The 17,077-nt window shown below is 68.1% G+C and carries 17 protein-coding genes; 9 read left to right on the forward strand and 8 right to left on the reverse strand.

Annotation, left to right across the window (positions count from 1 at the left end):
* Positions 1–23: 23 nt before the first annotated feature.
* The 5 genes from KBY66_RS03510 to KBY66_RS03530 form a co-directional block, all read right to left on the reverse strand.
* A complete protein-coding gene (locus tag KBY66_RS03510) occupies positions 24–848 on the reverse strand; it encodes an acyl-CoA desaturase (protein WP_255087771.1) in 825 nt (274 codons plus the stop codon).
* Between the two features lie 71 nt (positions 849–919).
* Positions 920–1,093 carry a hypothetical protein gene (locus tag KBY66_RS03515; RefSeq protein ID WP_255087828.1) on the reverse strand — a complete coding sequence of 58 codons (174 nt, stop codon included), beginning with the start codon at positions 1,091–1,093 and terminating at the stop codon, positions 920–922.
* Positions 1,090–1,347, reverse strand: coding sequence for a hypothetical protein (locus tag KBY66_RS03520; RefSeq protein WP_255087772.1), 258 nt, complete (start codon positions 1,345–1,347; stop codon positions 1,090–1,092). The genes KBY66_RS03515 and KBY66_RS03520 overlap by 4 nt, the downstream gene beginning before the upstream one ends.
* Positions 1,344–2,303, reverse strand: a complete 960-nt coding sequence (gluQRS, locus tag KBY66_RS03525; RefSeq protein ID WP_255087773.1) for a tRNA glutamyl-Q(34) synthetase GluQRS — start codon at positions 2,301–2,303, stop codon at positions 1,344–1,346. Before gluQRS ends, KBY66_RS03520 begins: the two co-directional genes overlap by 4 nt.
* 94 nt (positions 2,304–2,397) lie before the next feature.
* Positions 2,398–2,673, reverse strand: coding sequence for an HU family DNA-binding protein (locus tag KBY66_RS03530; RefSeq protein ID WP_255087774.1), 276 nt, complete (start codon positions 2,671–2,673; stop codon positions 2,398–2,400).
* A 278-nt stretch (positions 2,674–2,951) separates the two neighbouring features.
* On the opposite strand from KBY66_RS03530, the gene KBY66_RS03535 reads away from it, so the two are divergent.
* A complete protein-coding gene (locus KBY66_RS03535) occupies positions 2,952–5,072 on the forward strand; it encodes a glycogen debranching protein (protein ID WP_255087775.1) in 2,121 nt (706 codons plus the stop codon).
* 278 nt (positions 5,073–5,350) lie between these two features.
* Here KBY66_RS03535 and KBY66_RS03540 read toward each other — a convergent pair whose 3' ends face one another.
* Positions 5,351–6,118 carry an IS5 family transposase gene (locus KBY66_RS03540; protein ID WP_255087776.1) on the reverse strand — a complete coding sequence of 256 codons (768 nt, stop codon included), beginning with the start codon at positions 6,116–6,118 and terminating at the stop codon, positions 5,351–5,353.
* A 689-nt stretch (positions 6,119–6,807) separates the two neighbouring features.
* Here KBY66_RS03540 and KBY66_RS03545 point away from each other — a divergent pair.
* Genes KBY66_RS03545 through KBY66_RS03570 form a run of 6 tightly spaced genes read left to right on the forward strand, consistent with a single transcriptional unit; the run spans position 6,808 to position 13,508 of the window.
* Positions 6,808–8,487: an ATP-dependent DNA ligase gene (locus KBY66_RS03545; protein ID WP_255087777.1), complete on the forward strand. Its 1,680-nt coding sequence runs from the start codon at positions 6,808–6,810 to the stop codon at positions 8,485–8,487.
* Between the two features lie 48 nt (positions 8,488–8,535).
* Complete coding sequence (locus KBY66_RS03550) at positions 8,536–8,802, forward strand: type II toxin-antitoxin system VapB family antitoxin (RefSeq protein WP_255087778.1); 267 nt, start codon at positions 8,536–8,538, stop codon at positions 8,800–8,802.
* Positions 8,799–9,230, forward strand: coding sequence for a type II toxin-antitoxin system VapC family toxin (locus KBY66_RS03555; protein WP_255087780.1), 432 nt, complete (start codon positions 8,799–8,801; stop codon positions 9,228–9,230). The genes KBY66_RS03550 and KBY66_RS03555 overlap by 4 nt, the downstream gene beginning before the upstream one ends.
* The gene (locus KBY66_RS03560; protein ID WP_255087781.1) at positions 9,227–11,773 is read left to right on the forward strand and encodes a ligase-associated DNA damage response DEXH box helicase; all 2,547 of its coding nucleotides are present in this window, start codon (positions 9,227–9,229) and stop codon (positions 11,771–11,773) included. Before KBY66_RS03555 ends, KBY66_RS03560 begins: the two co-directional genes overlap by 4 nt.
* Before the next feature lie 56 nt (positions 11,774–11,829).
* A complete protein-coding gene (locus KBY66_RS03565) occupies positions 11,830–12,555 on the forward strand; it encodes a PspA/IM30 family protein (protein ID WP_255087782.1) in 726 nt (241 codons plus the stop codon).
* Entirely contained in the window at positions 12,552–13,508 is a 957-nt protein-coding gene (locus tag KBY66_RS03570; RefSeq protein WP_255087783.1) for a substrate-binding domain-containing protein, read from the forward strand. The genes KBY66_RS03565 and KBY66_RS03570 overlap by 4 nt, the downstream gene beginning before the upstream one ends.
* Positions 13,509–13,606: 98 nt before the next feature.
* Here the strand turns inward: KBY66_RS03570 and KBY66_RS03575 are convergent, their stop codons facing one another.
* On the reverse strand, positions 13,607–13,843 hold the full coding sequence (locus tag KBY66_RS03575; protein WP_255087784.1) for a hypothetical protein: 237 nt from the start codon (positions 13,841–13,843) through the stop codon (positions 13,607–13,609).
* A gap of 81 nt (positions 13,844–13,924) precedes the next feature.
* Here KBY66_RS03575 and KBY66_RS03580 point away from each other — a divergent pair, with 81 nt between their 5' ends.
* The gene (locus KBY66_RS03580; RefSeq protein WP_255087785.1) at positions 13,925–14,200 is read left to right on the forward strand and encodes a hypothetical protein; all 276 of its coding nucleotides are present in this window, start codon (positions 13,925–13,927) and stop codon (positions 14,198–14,200) included.
* 41 nt (positions 14,201–14,241) lie between these two features.
* Here KBY66_RS03580 and KBY66_RS03585 read toward each other — a convergent pair whose 3' ends face one another.
* Positions 14,242–16,401, reverse strand: coding sequence for a 4Fe-4S binding protein (locus tag KBY66_RS03585; protein WP_255087787.1), 2,160 nt, complete (start codon positions 16,399–16,401; stop codon positions 14,242–14,244).
* Between the two features lie 84 nt (positions 16,402–16,485).
* Here KBY66_RS03585 and KBY66_RS03590 point away from each other — a divergent pair, with 84 nt between their 5' ends.
* The gene (locus tag KBY66_RS03590; protein ID WP_255087788.1) at positions 16,486–17,070 is read left to right on the forward strand and encodes a glutathione S-transferase family protein; all 585 of its coding nucleotides are present in this window, start codon (positions 16,486–16,488) and stop codon (positions 17,068–17,070) included.
* Positions 17,071–17,077: the final 7 nt, after the last annotated feature.

Below are 17,077 nucleotides of genomic sequence, written 5' to 3' on the forward strand. Positions count from 1 at the left end.
CGGCCCCAGCGACCCGCTCGACTTCAGATCCCGGCCCGTGCCAGCGTCGTTGCTGGGGCAGTGGGGCGCTCTGGCCGGCGAGCGCGATCCAGCAGATCGGCCTGGCTGGGAAGAATCAAACGGGAGGCGAGGCCGAAGCGCTCCAGCAGGCGGATGAAGGCGTAGGTGGGGTCGGGCAGTCGCCGCACCTGGCCCTGGTCCAGGGTGTATCCCTGCCGTACCGAGGCCTGAAAGGCATGGTGCAGGTTGTGCCAGCCCTCCCCCAGGGTCAGCAGGGCCACCCAACCGTTGTTACGGCTGTGGTCTTGGGTGCGGAACGGCTGATCGCCGGCCAGGTGTGCCACCGAATTCACGGTGGCCACCCCATGGAAGAGAACTGTGGTGCTGAGGCAATAGGCCGCCAGGAAGGGCCAGCCCCCCAGGCCGTAGGACAGCCAGCCCAGGGCCAGGGCCGGCAGCACATGGAGACGATCAATCAGCCGCAGCACCGGGTCGGCCTCCACATCGGCGGGCAGGCGCGCGGGAAAGAAGGACGGCTGCAGCAGCCAGCCGGCCTGGGAGCGCCAGAACCCCCTCCAGCCCTGCTCAGGGGCCAGGGGGCTGTGGGGATCCTCTGCAGTGTCGACATGGCGGTGATGGGCCAGGTGGTGGGCCTTCCACCAGCTCGGACCCATTTGGCCCGCCGAGGCCCCCACCAGCGCCCCGATCCAGGCAACCGGCCGGGGAGCCTGGTAGCTGCGATGGGTGATCAAGCGGTGGTAGATCGCCGTGGTGGCCAGCATCCGCACCAGATAGAGGGCCGCCGCCCAGGCGAGGGCCCCGAGGCTGAGGCCGGTGGCCAGCAGCAACAGGCAGCCCAGATGGGAGGTGATGATGAAAACCGGTCCCAGCAGGTAGAGGAAACGGGTGAGACCGGAGTTCAGAAGATTGCTTGCGACAGGTCCACCACGGTAGGGAAGGAGGCTCGGGGACGACCAAGATGATGGGCCAGCACCTGCCTTGCTGCGATGTACACCGATTGGACCTCCGTGATCCTGCTGCTGCTGACCGCAGCGCCGCTCGCCGTGGTGGTGGCAACAGCGGTCTTCTTCATCTGGAGCCAGAAGAAACGGCCTCAGCGTTGATGCCATCGGCGGGGGGCAGGGGGACCCGATCCTCCTGCCGATGAAGCAGCTCCTGCAGGCTGGGCTGAGGGTCGAAGACCGGCAGGTGGCCCTGGCCCAGGCAGTCGAGGCAGGTGCGGAAACGCTGATCGCTCATCCGCAACACGCCACTTCCGCCGCAGTGGGGGCAGGCGTCCGGTTGCAGCGCCTTGGAGGACGCACCTGGAGGCGAAGCGAACGTCATGAATTGAACACTGATTGCATGGCTTCACTGTGCCCCGTCATGGGGGCCTCCAATCCGGAACCTTTCTTAAGAGTTCCCGGCAGAACAGTTCCCGGCAGAGCCTTGGCTCGCAGCGCATCCCTCAGCTCCAGCTCGCTGAGCTGTTGTTGAAGCTCCAGGGCGCTGAGGCGGCTGCCGGCTGGAACAAGCTCTAGGCTCGCCGCCAACCGACCGATCACCGCCGCCGCATCCAGCCCCCGCTCGCGCAGGGCCTCCAGCCCCTCGGAGCCGTCCCGCTTGGCGAGCCGACGCCCATCGTCCTGCCGCCAGAGGGGCACATGCCAGTACTCGGGGAGCTGCTGCAGTCCCAGGCAGCGCATCACGGCCAGCTGGGGGGCGGTGGAGTGCCAGAGGTCGTCGCCGCGCAGCACCGTGGTGATGCCGAGGCTGAGTTCATCCACCGCCGTGGCCAGGTGGTAGGCCACAAACCCATCGGCGCGGCGCAGCACCACGTCGCCCACTTGCGCGGCAAGGTCAAGGTCGCCCCCGGCACCGACCTGCTCCGGCCAGCGCAGCCGGCCCTCTGGCAGCCGCAGCCGCCAGCTGGGCCGCCGCCCCTGCAGCTCCCCCCAGTGGGGGGGGAGCTCCCGGCAGAGGCCTGGGTAGACGGGCCAGGCCCCGTGGGGGGCCGAGACAACGGCCAGGGAGCGGCGGCTGCAGTGGCACGGGTAGATCTGCCCCTGGCGGCGCAGGGAGGCGAGTGCCGCGGCATAGAGGGGCCTGCGCTCGCTCTGGAGGATCACCGGCCCGTCCCAGCCGAGGCCCAGCCAGCTGAGGTCGGCGAGGATCGATTCGGAAGCACCGCTTCGGTTGCGCGGCGTGTCGAGATCATCGAGGCGAAGCAGCCACTCGCCGCCGCTCAGCCGGCTCTGGAGCCAGCCGAGCAAGGCGGTGCGCAGGTTGCCGAGGTGAAGCACTCCGGTAGGGAGGGGGCGAAGCGGCCCCGGCGCTGCTGGCGCCTTAGAACCTTGCCCTGCTCCAAGGCGCGGCACAGCAGGGAGCTGGCCGGGCTCAGCCCTGAACCTGGTCCTTGAACTGCTTGCCGGCGGTGAAGGCCGGCACCCGCTTGGCGGGAATGGCGATCTTCTCGCCGGTCTTGGGGTTCAGACCCTGCCGGGCCGAGCGCTCCCGGGCTTCGAAGGAGCCGAAGCCCAGAATCGAGACCTTTTTCCCTTCCACGACCGAGTCGATGATCGTGGCGATGGCGGCATCGACCACCTGGGACACATCGGTCTTGGTGAGTTCGGTGCGGGCCGAAACGAGATTGACGAGATCAGCTTTGTTCATCGGAAACGGGAAACCTCGAGGAAGTGCGGGAGCTGGGCGAATCGGAACGTCCCTCCCGCCAGGCGGTGGAGCGGCCAACGCGATGTTGAGCGCGCCAATCGTATGGGGGAAGGGCTGATCGGGCAACCGAAAACGCTCTCTCGGCAACGGTTTTGCCCCAATTCAGGCCAAAACGCCCCGGCGCGGACCGTCCCAGGGCGGCGAACGCCCCCCCCGCAGACCCCCGGGTGGCGGACGCGTGGGGCCTTCTAACTTGTGGGCGCAGCCCGGCTGAGCCCTTGATCCCGATCCTGCTCGGACATCCCTGGCCCCTGGGGGCGAGTCTCACCTCCCGGGGGGTCAACTTCTCGGTGGTGGCCCCCCTGGCCTCGCGGGTGGAACTGCTGCTGTTCCGCGATGGGGCAGCTGCGGAGCCCTACCGGGTGCTGAACCTCGACGGCCAGCACCGCTCAGGCGACCACTGGCATGGGGAGGTGGAGGGGGTCGGGATCGGCTGCTGCTATGGCTACCGGGTCTACGGACCGCGCCAGCCGGGGATGCATGGCTTCAATCCCGCCAAGGTGCTGCTCGACCCTTGCGCCCGGGCGATCACCGGCTGGGAGGTGTACCAGCGCCGGGACGCCACCGGCACGGTGCCCAACACCTCCTCCTGCCTGAAGGGGGTGGTGACGGAGAGGGACCGCTTCGACTTCGACGCCGCGCCAAGGCCCCGCCACAACTGGCAGCGCAGCGTGATCTATGAGCTCCACGTGGCGGGATTCAGCCACGGCGAAGGAAGCCCCACCCCAGCAGAGCGCCAGGGCACCCTGCTGGGCCTGATCGACACCCTCCCCTACCTGAAGAGCCTGGGGGTGACCACCATCGAGTTGCTGCCGGTGATGGCCTTCGATCCCCAGGACGCCCCAACCGGCCGGCAGAACTACTGGGGCTACAGCCCCCTGAGCTGGATGGCACCGCACCAGGGCTACCTGGTCGGCCACGACCCCCTGGAGGCCCGGCAGCAGGTGAGAGCCCTGGTCACCGCCTGCCACCAGGCCGGCCTGGAGGTGCTGCTGGACGTGGTCTTCAACCACACCAGCGAGGGCAACCAGCAGGGCCCCACCCTCAGCTGGCGCGGCTTCGGCGATGCCCTCTATTACCAGCAAACCTCAGACGGCGATTACCTCGATGTGACCGGCTGCGGCAACACGATCGCGGCCAACCGGCCCCTGGTGCGGCGCCTGATCCTGGAGGCCCTGCGCTGCTGGTCCCTGGAGCTCGGCATCGACGGCTTCCGCTTCGATCTGGGCATCGCCCTCTCCCGGGGGGAAGGACTGGCCCCCCTGGACCAACCGCCCCTGTTCGAGGAGATCGAGGCCGATCCTGAGCTGAGCGATCTGAAGCTGGTCAGCGAACCGTGGGACTGCGGCGGCCTTTACCGGCTCAGCGACTTCCCTGCCCAACGGATGGGCACCTGGAACGGCCGCTTCCGCGACGATTTGCGCCGCTTCTGGAAAGGCGATGAGGACTGCAGCTGGTTGATGGCGCAGCGTCTGGCGGGCAGCCCCGATCTTTACGGAGGCCGGCCACCGGCCGTGGGCCGCAGCATCACCTTCATCACAGCCCACGACGGCTTCACCCTGGCAGATCTGGTCAGTTACAACGGCAAGCACAACCTGGCCAACGGCGAGGACAACCGCGACGGCGACAACCACAACAACAGCTGGAACCACGGCATCGAGGGGCCCAGCAGCGACCATGCCATCACCGCCCTGCGCAACCGCCAGCAGCGCAACCTCCTGGCCACCCTGCTGCTGGCCCCGGGGGTGCCGATGCTGCTGATGGGCGACGAGGTGCGTCGCAGCCAGGGGGGCAACAACAACACCTGGTGCCAGAACAATCCCCTGGGCTGGATGCACTGGCGCCCCGATGCTGCGGATCTGGGCCTGCTTCAGTTCCTGCAACGGCTGCTGCGGTTGCGCCAGCAGCTGGCGGGCCTGTTGAACCCCGAGCAGCCCTACGCCGAGGGCAAACCGGGACGACCCAGCGACGCCACAACCCTCTGGCGGGAATGGCACGGGGTGGAACTGCATCGGCCCGACTGGGGCAACTGGTCCCACACCTTGGCCTGGAGCCTGCACAGCGCCGAGCGCGGTCCGCTGCTCTGGTGCGGCCTTAACGCGTTCAGCAAGGCCATCCATTTCGACCTGCCTGCCCCCTCCCTGGGCTGGCTGCGGCTGATCGACACCGCCCTGCCCAGCGGCGAGGATATCCCGCTCCACCCGGAACTCTGGAGTCCGAAAGGGGTGCCCCTGGAGAGTCGCAGCCTGCTGCTGATGGTTGCGCCCGGCCTGTTGCGGGCGGAATTCAGCGAAGCGGGCGGCGGGAATCGAACCCGCATCATCAGCCTGGAGGGCTGAACCATCAATCACCCAGTCTCATTGCAATGTCTGACTTCTCAACAAGGAAACCGCGCGATGGGAGATGTTTGGTGAGATGCTTTTCCTCCTGAAGCCCTTGGCGCTGCAGGGACTGGCGAGACGGGCTGGCCGGGGATCCACGGGTCGCCCCAGGCCTTATTCAGGTTCAGGGCACCTCAAATCATTGAGATTTCCGAGACAGTCTTGCGAAACCACTGGGAATTTGTCTGCACGTGCAGTTCTGCCAAGTGAATGGCTTTCATGACTTCATCGCGGGGCTATTTTGCCCCTGACGCATGATCAGACAACCAGCGCTGCTTTTCGTTGGAGTGCAGGTAACGCAGAAAGTTGTAAGTCAGAATTCGCAGTCTCCACCAAGCTCTCGTTCCTGCCAGGCCGATCAGCCTTGTCAGCTTGCCGCGCATGCAGGTTGTGATGAGACCAAAGACATGCTCAACCCTTGCCCGCACTTTTGATCGCATCTTGTGCCGCTCCTGTGCTTGCTCGCTCAATGGATGGCTGCGCGCACCCTTCTCATGAATGCGACTCTCAAACCCAGCCAAATCGAGAAGATCCTCTGACCGGGCCCATGCATAGCCGGACTCAGCCCAGACAAAGTCATCGCTGTTCTCAGGATCCAGCACCTGCGGGAGCATCTGGCTGTCGTGGATGTTGGCTGGGGTAATGGCAAACCTGCGGATGAAACCATGCCTTGCATCAATGCAGATGCTGTTCTTGAATCCGTAGTGGCTGATGCCATGCTTTTTCACCCAAAGAGCGTCAAGATCCTTCTGGCGCAACTGTTCTGGCTTGTCGCTCCACCCTTCTGGCAACTGGCCAGCTTTGATGGTCTTGTTCTCCTCCCGTGAGTCTCGCTGTCTGGGGACAGGAACCAGCGTGGCATCGATGATCTGCCCACCACGGGCCTCCAGTCCCTTGGATGACAGGTGCTCCTCAAACCGTTCAAAAAGCTCGAGGATGACGCCCGCCTTGCAGAGTCGCTCGCGGAAAAAAGCAATGGTAGTGGCATCGGGAATGGTCTTCATCACTCCCAGTCCGACAAAGTCCTCGAATCAGCGCCTGTCATTGACCTGGAACTCCAGCTCCTCAACCGCAAGCGAAAGGCAAGGCCTACGCTCAGGTTGAACAGCTGGTGCAACACCAGCTTCTTGAAGAGGATGATCGGATCAATCCGCTTACGACCAGCATTACTCTTGCGTTCATCACTGTAAAAGTTCGCCAGCAGTGGCCTGAAGGCTTCCCAGGGAATCGCTTCGGATAGGGTCGCTAGCGTCGGCTTTTTGCTCTGAAGATGTTGAGTTCGCTTCTCCTCGTCCCAGAACCCACGCTGTCCGATTCAGTTACGTTGAACTGAACATATTCTATCGTGGTATTTGATCAGCGCTATGGGCGTTGAGGGATTTTTCGAGGTGCCCATCAGTGATGGAGGATTCTACAAAGCGAGACGTCTAGTTTCCTCCCATAGGCCCGTTCGCCTCGAAGAGCACACTGTGGGCAGTCCTAAAAAACGTTTCATTGACGATCATCTACCGTCCTGATGCAGGTGGGTCCACCATTGCAGCGGTCGCTCATCATTCGTACCGGACTGAGTTCTGGCCATGGTGCGTCCAAGACAGCTGATGACCGCTCTGCTCAGACTTCAGCCAATACCGTGATTGGTTAGAACCCAGGGCCGACCTGAACCACCAGAATCCCGCCAGCCCCTGCCTGATTCGTGCACGCCTTCTGCGCCCTCTTCGAGACGCTCGATTGCAGCAGCGGCACCAACGCCCGCGTCGATGCATTGGCGGGCTACTTCACCGCCGCGCCCCCAGCCGATGGCGCTTGGGCCCTGCAGTTGCTGCTGGGCAAGCGCCGCAAACGGCTGCTCACCGGCCGGCGGCTGCGTCAGGTCTGCCTCGAGGCGGCGGGCCTGCCGGAGTGGCTGTTCGATGCCTGCCACGCCCAGGTGGGCGATTCGGCCGAAACCATCGCCCTGCTGCTGCCGCAACTGGCCCTGCCGGCCGCAGCGCCCCTGGGCCTGCCCCTGCACCAGTGGATGGCCGAGCGCCTGCCGGCCCTGGCGGCGCTGGAGCCCGATGCCCAGGCGGCTGCGGTGCTGGCGATCTGGGCTGCCCTGCCGCCAGCCCAGGTGTTCCTGTTCAACAAATTGCTCACCGGCGGCTTCCGCGTCGGGGTGTCCGGCGGGCTGGTCACCCGCGCCCTAGCCCGGGTGGCCAGGGTGGAGGAGGCGGAGCTGGCCCACCGGTTGATGGGCGGATTTGAGCCTTCGGCGGCGGCGTTCTCGGCCCTGCTGGCCCCGGCTAACGCCGACGCCGCCACGCCGATCAGCCGCCCCTACCCTTTCTTCCTTGCCAGTCCACTGGAGCCCGGGCGGCTGCAGGGTACAGACCCAGCCGCCTGGCAGGTGGAGTGGAAGTGGGACGGCATCCGCGGCCAGTTGATCCGCCGTGCCGGCACCACCTTCCTCTGGAGCCGCGGCGAGGAGCTGATCAACGACAGCTTTCCCGACCTGGTGGCCCTTGGCGACGCCCTGCCCGACGGCACCGTGCTCGACGGTGAGGTGATCATCTGGCGGGCCGAACAGGAGCAGCCCGAACCCTTCGCAAGCCTGCAGCGGCGCCTGGGGCGCCTCAAGCCCGGCGCCGCCCTGGTTCGCGAGGCGCCGGCCGCCTTCGTGGCCTACGACCTGCTGGAGCAGGGGGGCCGCGACCGGCGCCCAGAACCCCTGCGCCTCCGCTTCGCCGCCCTGGATGCGCTGCAGCAGGCGCTCCCTTCGGCGGCAGACTCGCCTTCGGCCGGGCGCCTGCGCCGCTCCAGCCGCCTGCCCCTGCCCGCCTGGGAGGCGCTGGAGCTACTGCGGCAGCAGGCCCGGGCCGCCGGCGCCGAGGGGCTGATGCTCAAGGCGCTCGATTCGCCCTATCTGGCGGGGCGCCGGCGCGGCAGCTGGTGGAAGCACAAGCTGGAGCCCTGGCGCCTTGATGCGGTGCTGCTCTACGCCCAGGCCGGCAGCGGCCGCCGCGCCAACCTCTTCACCGACTACACCTTCGGCCTCTGGGCCAAGCCGGCGGGTGCGGGCGATCCTGCCGAGCGGGAGCTTGTGAGCTTCGCCAAGGCCTACTCCGGCCTCGACGACGCCGAATTCACCGAGCTCGACCGCTGGATCCGCCGGCACACCACCGAGCGCTTCGGACCAGCGCGGGCGGTGCAGCCGTTGCAGGTGTTCGAGCTGGCCTTCGAGGGGCTGCAGGCCTCGAAGCGGCACAAGAGCGGCATCGCCGTGCGCTTCCCCCGCATCGCCCGCTGGCGCCGCGACAAGCCCGCCGCCGAAGCCGACACGCTCGAGTCCGCCCTGGCGCTGCTGCAGACCGTCGACCCTGATCATGATCGATAGGCTGGTGGAAAAAGGTGGATTTCCACCTCACCGGTTTTGTCCCCCACGATGGCTCTCAACCTCAAGGACGATGCGCTTCACGCAGCTGTTCGCGATCTGGCCCGTCGCCGGGGCCAGACCCTCACCGCGGCCGTGAGCCAGGCAGTGCAGGAGGCCCTGGAACGGGAGCGTCAGGTCGAGGCCCTTCGGGTGGTTCCTTTCCCCGTGGACGAGCGTCTGCTGGCCATCGCCCGCCGCTGCGCCCAGCGGCCCGACCTTGATGTGCGCAGTGCCGAAGCGATCTGCGGCTTCGACGAGGACGGTCTGCCGACATGAGCGCCGATCCGCCGATGGCCATGGTGGTGGACACATCCGCCCTGTTGACAGTTCTGCTCCTGGAGGCCAAGGCAGAGCGCTACCTGGAGCGGATCAGCCGCTGTCCACGCTGCCTGGTGGCGGCTCCCACCTGGCTGGAAACGGCGATCGTGCTCCAGGCCCGCAAGGGCGAAGGCGCCGAAGGCGATCTCGACCTGTTCCTGCAGGAGGGTCCGTTCGAGATTGTTCCGTTCGATCACCAGCTGGCACGCCATGCCCAACGGGCCTGGCAGCGCTACGGCAAGGGCCGACACCCCGCCGGCCTGAACCTGGGGGATTGCTTCAGCTATGCCCTCGCCGCCGGCCTGCAGCTTCCACTGCTGTTCAAGGGTCACGATTTCACCCTCACCGACATCGCCCCGGTGCTGACGCCGCCGCTGCGCCGTTGAGCCGAGCCGCCACCCTCGCCCCGATCGAAGCCTGGTTCGAGCAGCAGGGCTGGCGGCCGCTGCCGTTCCAGCGCCAGTGCTGGAAGGCGTTCCTGGCCGGCCGCAGCGGCCTGATCCAGGTGCCCACCGGCTCCGGCAAAACCTATGCCGCCGTGATGGGGCCGATCGCCGAACTGCTGGCGGAAACGGCGGGTCACGCCAGCCCCCCCAGCGGCCTGCGCCTGCTCTACCTCACCCCCCTGCGGGCCCTCAGCCGCGACCTGGCCCTGGCGATCCGGCTGCCGATCGAAGCGATGGCCTGGCCGCTGCGGGTGGGCATCCGCAACGGCGACACCCCCAGCTCCGAGCGCGCCCGCCATCTCAGGAACCCGCCCCAGATCCTGATCACCACGCCGGAGTCGCTTTCGGTGCTGCTGGCTGGCAAGGCGGCGACGGAGCTGTTCGGCAGCCTCGAGGCCGTGGTGCTCGATGAGTGGCACGAGCTGATGGGCAGCAAGCGCGGCAGCCAGTGCGAGCTCTGCCTGAGCTGGCTGCGCCGCCACCGCCCTGGCCTGCGCAGCTGGGCGATCAGCGCCACGATTGGCAATCTCCAGGAGGCCGCCAACGCGGCCGTTGGCATCGGCCCAGGCCCCCAGGGGCACCCCGCTGGCGCCCCCGATCCGCTGATCATCACGGCGAAGCTGCGCCGGGGCACCGCCATCCGCAGCCTGCTGCCGGAGTCGATCGATGGGTTCCCCTGGGCCGGCCACCTGGGTCTGCGCATGCACGAGGAGCTGGTGGCGGCGCTCGATCCGGCCATCTCCACCCTGCTGTTCACCAACACCCGCAACCAGGCCGAGCGCTGGCACCAGTGCCTCCGCTACGCCTGCCCGGAGATGGGGGGCGCCCTGGCCCTGCACCACAGCGCGATCGACCGGCAGGAGCGCGAGGCGATCGAGGCGGGCGTGAAAAGCGGCGCGATCCGCTGGGTGGTCTGCACCAGCTCCCTGGATCTGGGGGTGGATTTCCAGCCGGTGGAGCGGGTGGTGCAGATCGGCTCCGCCAAGAACCTGGCCCGGCTGCTGCAGCGGGCCGGCCGCTCCGCCCACAACCCCGGCGGCACCTCCCAGGTGCTGTTTCTGCCCACCAATGCGCTTGAACTACTGGAGGTGAGCGCGATGCGGCGCGGCCTGGCCGAAGGGTTGGTGGAGGTGCGGCGGCCGCCGGTGGCGCCCCTGGATGTGCTTCTTCAGCACCTCACCAGCCTGGCCTGCGGACCCGGCTTCGAACCGGAGCGGGAGCTGGCGGCGGTGCGCAGCGCCTGGAGTTTCCGCAGCCTCAGCGACGGCGACTGGCAGTGGTGCATTCGCTTCCTCGAGCAGGGGGGCGACTGCCTGGGCGCCTATCCCCGCTTCCGCAAACTCGAGCGGGATCCGGTGGCGGCCGGGCCGGAGGCCCCCTTCCGCTACCGGATCAGCGACCCGGCCCTGGCCCGCCTGCACCGGCTCAACATCGGCACGATCACCGCTGACCGCGCTGTCACGGTGAAGGTGGTGCGCGGCGCCCGGCTCGGCCAGGTGGAGGAGTCGTTCGTGGCCCGGCTCAAGCCGGGCGATGTGTTCTTCTTTGCCGGCCGCCAGCTGGAATTCGTGCGGCTGCGGGAGATGAGGGCCCTGGTGAAGGCCAGCACAAAGAAAAGCCGGACGGTGCCGGCCTGGGCCGGCGGGCAGATGGCGCTCTCCGATCTGCTGGCCAGCCACCTGCGCCGTGAGGTGCACCGCTGCGCCGAGGCCCTGGCGTCGACAGACCCCAGCCGCGCCGGACTCGACAACCCCGAGCTGCGCGCCCTGGAGCCGTTGCTCCGCCGCCAGGCGGACCTGTCGCGGATTCCCCGCCTGGATCAGTTTCTGGTCGAAACCTGCCGCAGCCGCGAGGGCAGCCACCTGTTCGCCTATCCCTTCGAGGGGCGCTTCGTGCACGAGGGGCTCGGCTTCCTCTGGGCCGGGCGGCTGACCCGCCACCGCAGCAGCACCATCACCGTGTCGGTGAACGACTACGGCTTCGAGTTGCTGGCGCCCCGGGGCTACCCCTTCGCGGAGCTGATCGCGTGCCATGGCGAGGAGCTGCTCGACAGCGCCGCCTTGCAGGCGGATCTGGAAGCCACGATCAATCTGTCGGAGATCTGCCGCCGACGCTTCCGGGCCATCGCCCAGATCGCCGGGCTGGTGGTGAACGGCTACCCAGGCCAGAGCAAGAGCGGCGGCCAGCTCCAGATCAGCGCCGCCCTGCTGTTCGATGTGTTCCAGCGCCACGAGCCCGGCAGTCTGCTGCTGGAGCAGGCGCGCCAGGAGGTGATCGCGGAGCAGCTGGAGCTCGGCCGGCTGCAGGCGGCGCTGCAGCGGCTGCAGGCCAGCGCCCTGCTGCTGGAGACCACCGCCCGCCCGGGCCCCCTGGCCTTCCCCTTGCTGGTGGAGCGGCTCAACAACAACCGCATGAGCAGCGAGTCGGTGCTGGAGCGGGTGCAGCGGCTGGTGGCCGAGGCCCGCAAAGCCGAGGAGATCTAACGTTCGGTGAATCTGCTCCGGGAACTGCCTAACCTGATCGCAGCCAGGCCCAAAGCGTGAAACGACTGATCTATTGGCTGCTGGGCGAGCGGGCCGGCCGGGTTGTGGTCGGTAGTTGGCGCTGGCTCTGGGGCCTGCCGGTGGAGTCGGGCGGCAAGGTGGCCGTGGCCGTGGCCGAGGAATCCCTGCAGTCGATGCAGGAATCGGTGCAGCAACTGGCCAAGGCGGTGGCCCAGCAGGTGGGTGCCTACGAGCGGGCCAAGAAGAAGTACCAGGACAAAACCCGCGAGCTCAGTTCCTTCGAACAGCAGGCGCTGCTGGCCCAGTCGGCCGGGCAGGAGGAAGGGGCGCGGCTGGCGATGGGCCGCGCCATCGGCATCGAGAAGCTGCTGCCCGCGCTGGAGCAGCAGGTGAACCAGGCCGAAGTGTTCGTGAACGCCTCCAAGGACAAGCTCAACCGGGAGCGCCTCAAGCTCGAGCAGTACAAGTCCGACATGCAGAACATGAAGGACCTGGCTGAGGTGAACGCGGCACTCGAATCGATTGCCAAGGTCAACAACGACTTCAACATCGGCTCGGCCCGCTCCTCCTTCGAAACGGCCAAGCGGGCTGTGGAGGGCCGGCACTTCACCAGCGCCGCCCTGGCCGAACTCTCCGAGAATCCCCAGGAGAAAATCACCGCCGATCTCGAGCAGATGACCCTTGACGAGGAGGTGTCCCAGCGGCTGAAGCGGCTCGAAGCGGCGCCGATCCTCCGGCTTCCGGAAACTCCCCAGCCATGAGCCCCAGGGATTCAGCCGGCGGCCAGAGCGGCCCGCCACCGATCGTCTATATCCTGGTCGTCATCGCCATCGGCTATGGCGCCACCAAACTGTGGCAGCCCCAGCTGCAGGGCCTGGTTGGCTGGCGGCCTTCGCTGCCCGCGATGCCCTCAATGCCCTCAATGCCGGCTTCCCCCCAGCCTGGGGCCCAGTTCCCGCCAGTGGCGAGCGTGCCCGCCGGAACCACCGTCAGCATCGATGGCTCCACCAGCATGGTGCTGATCAATGAGGCCCTCAAGGCCGGCTTCGTTCGCGCCTTCCCAGGCAGCGTCGTGAGCACCGCCGCCGTGGGCTCTGACAACGGCATTCAGGAGCTGCTGGGGGGCAGCATTTCCCTGGCGGCGATCTCGCGGCCGCTCACGGCCGAGGAGGAGGGCCGCGGCCTGGCTGCGGTCCCGGTGGCGCGGGATCGCATCGCCCTGGTGGTGGGGATCGACAACCCCTTCCGCCGGGGACTCTCCCGCGGCCAGGTGGTGCAGGTCTTCCGCGGCGAGATCACCAACTGGACCACCCTGGGCGGGGTCGACCGGCCGATCCGGGTGCTGAACCGCCCGAGCGTCAGCGGCACCCACCAGGCCTTCAGCAAGATCTTGCTGGGCGGCCAGCCCTTCGGCAGCACCGCCAACATCACAACCCTGGCCAGGGATGCCACCACGCCCATGCTGCGCCTACTGGGGGCCGATGGGATCGGCTACGCCACCTTCGGCCAGGTGGCCGACCAGAAGACGGTGCGCGTCGTCCCCATCGATGGCACCACCCCGGAAGCGGAGTCGTACCCGTTCCAGCGGCCCCTGTCCTACGCCTACCGCCAACCTGCCGATCCCGCCGTGAAAGCCTTCCTCGGTTATGCCCTCTCCCCGGCCGGCAAAGCCGCCATCGAGGCGGGCCTCAAGGGGCCCCCTGCAGGCGCTTGACGATCACGCTCATCAGCACCAGCGAACCGACCAGGGCAAGCAGCAGGGCAATGGTCATGGATGTCCAGAAAGAGATGGGGCCAGTATCGCTGGTGCGCTCATCCCTGCTCGGGCACCGGGGGCTGGGGGTCAAGGCAACGGTCGCGGAGCAGGCGGGAGACGGTGAGGTTGATGCAGGGGGGATCGGTGTCGATCTGAAGCAGCCACTCCGCCATTTCCATGCGCAGGGCGTAGGCATCCTCGAAACGCTCCACCTGCTCGAGACCGTGCAGGCGTCGCTCCATCCATTGACGGGTTTCGCTGGGCAGTTGGCGCTGAATCCGACGTTGGCTCACGGGGAAACTCCCGGTGGGTCCGCCGATCCTGATCGATGGGCGGGCATTGTCGGTAGTCAACCAAACACATTCGGGGCGAAGATGCTGCAAAGACACCGGTTCGGCGCCCCGACGGCCTGGCTTGCCGCAGGACTGCTGGGCGCCGCCGGGCTCGCCAGCCCGGCCCGCGCCAGCGACACCCGCCACGACTGCCTGAGCTGGACCCACAGCGGCGGGGCTGGGCGGGTCGAACTGGGCAACCGGATCGGGGCCGCGAACCTTCTCACCAAGCAGAGCAGCTTCGCCACCTCCCAGCCCGGCGACACCCACAGCCTCTACAGCAGCGCCGATCTGCGCCGGGTTTGTGATCCACGCTGATCTCCTGGACTCGACTTTCCAGGGGGCTGAAACCTAGGGTCTCAGGCTCCTGCACCCACCAACCAGCGACCGCCGGCCGCCAGAACCAAGGCGGCCAGGCAGGCCAGCCAAACGAGCCGGCGGCTCGGCTGCAGCAGACGACGCAGCAGCACCCAGGAACCTGCCACCCCAACCAGCACCACCAGGGTCTGGCAGAAGGCGATCACATGGCCATCGGCGCTCCAGCCTGGCCAGGGCCCTGGCGCAAGCCCCGCCAGGCTCACCGGCAGCACCAGTCCCGCCTCCGCCATGCCCACCGGCAGGTGGCGGGCCAGCAGCAGGGCCCAGAGCAGGGGCAGCAGACCATACAGCCCCAACCGCAAGCGGGAGACGGCCCGTAGCGGCGTCAGCAGCCGCAGCGCCAGGAACAGCGCCGACGGCAGGGCCAGGGCGAGGCAGCCAAAGACCAGCCTGGGCAGCAGCGGCCCCGCCTGCAGGCTGGGCGGCGCCAGGGGCAGGCCCCCGAGCAGCCGGTCCCAGAACTTGAGACAGATGCCCCCCGCCAGCACCAGGATCAGCCCCGCTTCCCCCGCCGGTGGGTTCATGGTGCGCTGCAGGTCGGCAGCGGGGGGGCGAACGCTCAGTTGGACCGAACGGTGCGGGCAGGCCTGGGCGCAGGTGAGGCAGAGCACGCAGTTGCGGTTGTCGGCCAGGTGGGCGGGGTGGGTGCCGAGCGGGCAACCGGCCGTGGCCAGCCCTTCCCCTTCGGCCGGCCCTCCTTTGAAACAGGCATAGCTGCTGCAACTGCCGCTGCAGGTGCCCGCCTGGGCGCGCAACTCCAGCATCGAGAGCTTGGCGAACAGGCCGTTCATCCCTCCTACTGGGCAGAGGTAGCGGCACCAGAAGCGTTTCTCGAACAGCAGCGAGCCGACCACGGCGCCCGCCGTGATCACCAGCAGCAGGCAACTGCTCAGCCAGGCGGTCTGCTCCAGGTCGGCCAGCTCCTCCCAGAGCAGGATCGCGGCGAAACCGGCCGCCAGGGCCGGCGGCGCCCAGGCATCGGTGTTGCCCCGGGGCCAGGGGGCCGGCTGCCAGCCCAGCCGCCGCGCCAGCCGCTGCCCGATCTCACCCCAGACCATGAACGGACAGAAGGAGCACCACAGCCGCCCCACCAGGGGATAGCTGAGCAGGATCAGCGGCCACCACCAGGCCCAGAACAGGTTGAGACCACCGTTGTGGGAGCGGTCCTGGGGGCCCAGCCACAGCCAGAGGTTGACCAGCACGAACACCCAGCTCACCACTCCGAACAGCAGGCCGTTCCAGAGTCGCGGCGATCGCATCCACTGCCGCAACGGCGGCTTCCAGCGCCAGAGGTCGAAGCGCAGCCGCTGGGGCCGCGGTGTCAGCCAGAACACCTCCTCCGGCAGCGACATCGGCAGGGGCGAGGCCAGGGCCGCCGGGGGCAGCTGGCGCAGGGCCCGCTCCACCAGACCTTCGAGTTCCCGGATGTTGCCGGGGAAGTCGTGGATCTGCAGGCGGCGGATCACCTCCTCCCCCACCATGGGTGTCGCTGTCCAGGCCAGCGCCCGGCTCCGCAGCCGCAGCAGGTACCGCAACCACTCACCCAGGTCCTGACGCCGTACCCGCAGCGGCGGCACCCGGATCAGGCGGCAGCTCGGCTCGAAGGCGGACAGGGCCGCCTCGGTGGTGAAGAACAGGCGGCCACCGAAGTGGCGGGGCGTGGAGCCGGTGCCGGGGGCCTGCCAGTCGCCGCTGCGGGCCAACGTCAGCAGGGACGACAGCAGGGCGGGATCGACCCGATCGAGCTTGTTGATCAGCAGGCTGCCGTCGCCAAGAGCTTCGAGCAGGGAGCCGCTGCCGTCGCTGCTGGCCGTGCCGAACAACTCCGCTCCATCGCCCCGCAGCAGCGCCCCATCCAGCTGAACCATCAGGCGGCGGCGGGCAGCGGATCCGAAGTGGATCAGGGCGGCCACGTCGTCCTTCTCCAGGCCGGGTTCCCCGCTGATCAGCACCGGCCGCTGGTCTGCATCGGCGGCCGCCTGCCGGACCTGGTCCCGCAGGGCAACGGCATAGCGGCTGCTGCCGACGACCCCCCGCCGGGCCCGGCCAACCAGGTGGGGGGCGAGGCGTCGGAAGCGCTCGGGCAGCGGGGCCAGCTCAGCCTCGGGCGGAGCGGGTGCGGCCAGGCCATCCTCAGCCATCACGTCTGCCGCTGGATTGCTCGTTCACCTGGGCACCAGCCTGGCTTCCATTTCATTCTGGTGCCGGTTGGCGATGATGACCCGATGACTCTCACCCTCTACGGCGGAGCCCGCAGCCGGGCTTCGATGCCCCGCTGGTACCTGGGCGAGAAGCAGATCCCCTACACCTGGATCCTGCTCGACATGGCCGCTGGCGAGCACCGCCAGGAGCCCTTTCTGGCGCTCAACCCCTTCGGCAAGGTGCCCCTGCTGGTCGACGACGAGGCGGTGGCGGCCGACGGCGGCAGCCTGCGGTTGTTCGAGAGCGGCGCCATCCTGCTCTATCTGGCCGATCGCTACGGCCACGAGTTCAGCAGCCCGGCCCAGCGGGCCGAAGCGGAGCAGTGGGTGCTGTTCGCCAATGCCACCCTCGCCACCGCCCTCTTCGTCGAGTCGGCACGGGAGAAAGAGTTTCCCCGGTTGATGACGGCGCTCAACACACGTCTGGAGGGCGGCGCCCCCCTGCTCGGCGCGGCGTGGGGGGTGGCGGATTGCGCCATCCAGGCCCATCTGGCCTATCTGCCGGTGTTCTTCCCCCAACTCGATCTGGGCCCCTACCCGAACGTGCAGGCCTGCATCGCGGCCACCCAGGGGCGTGCCGCCTACCGAGCGGCGATGGCCACGGGCTGAGCCGCGG

It is taken from the genome of Synechococcus sp. Tobar12-5m-g (assembly GCF_024345415.1).
Classification (GTDB): Bacteria; Cyanobacteriota; Cyanobacteriia; order PCC-6307; family Cyanobiaceae; genus Regnicoccus.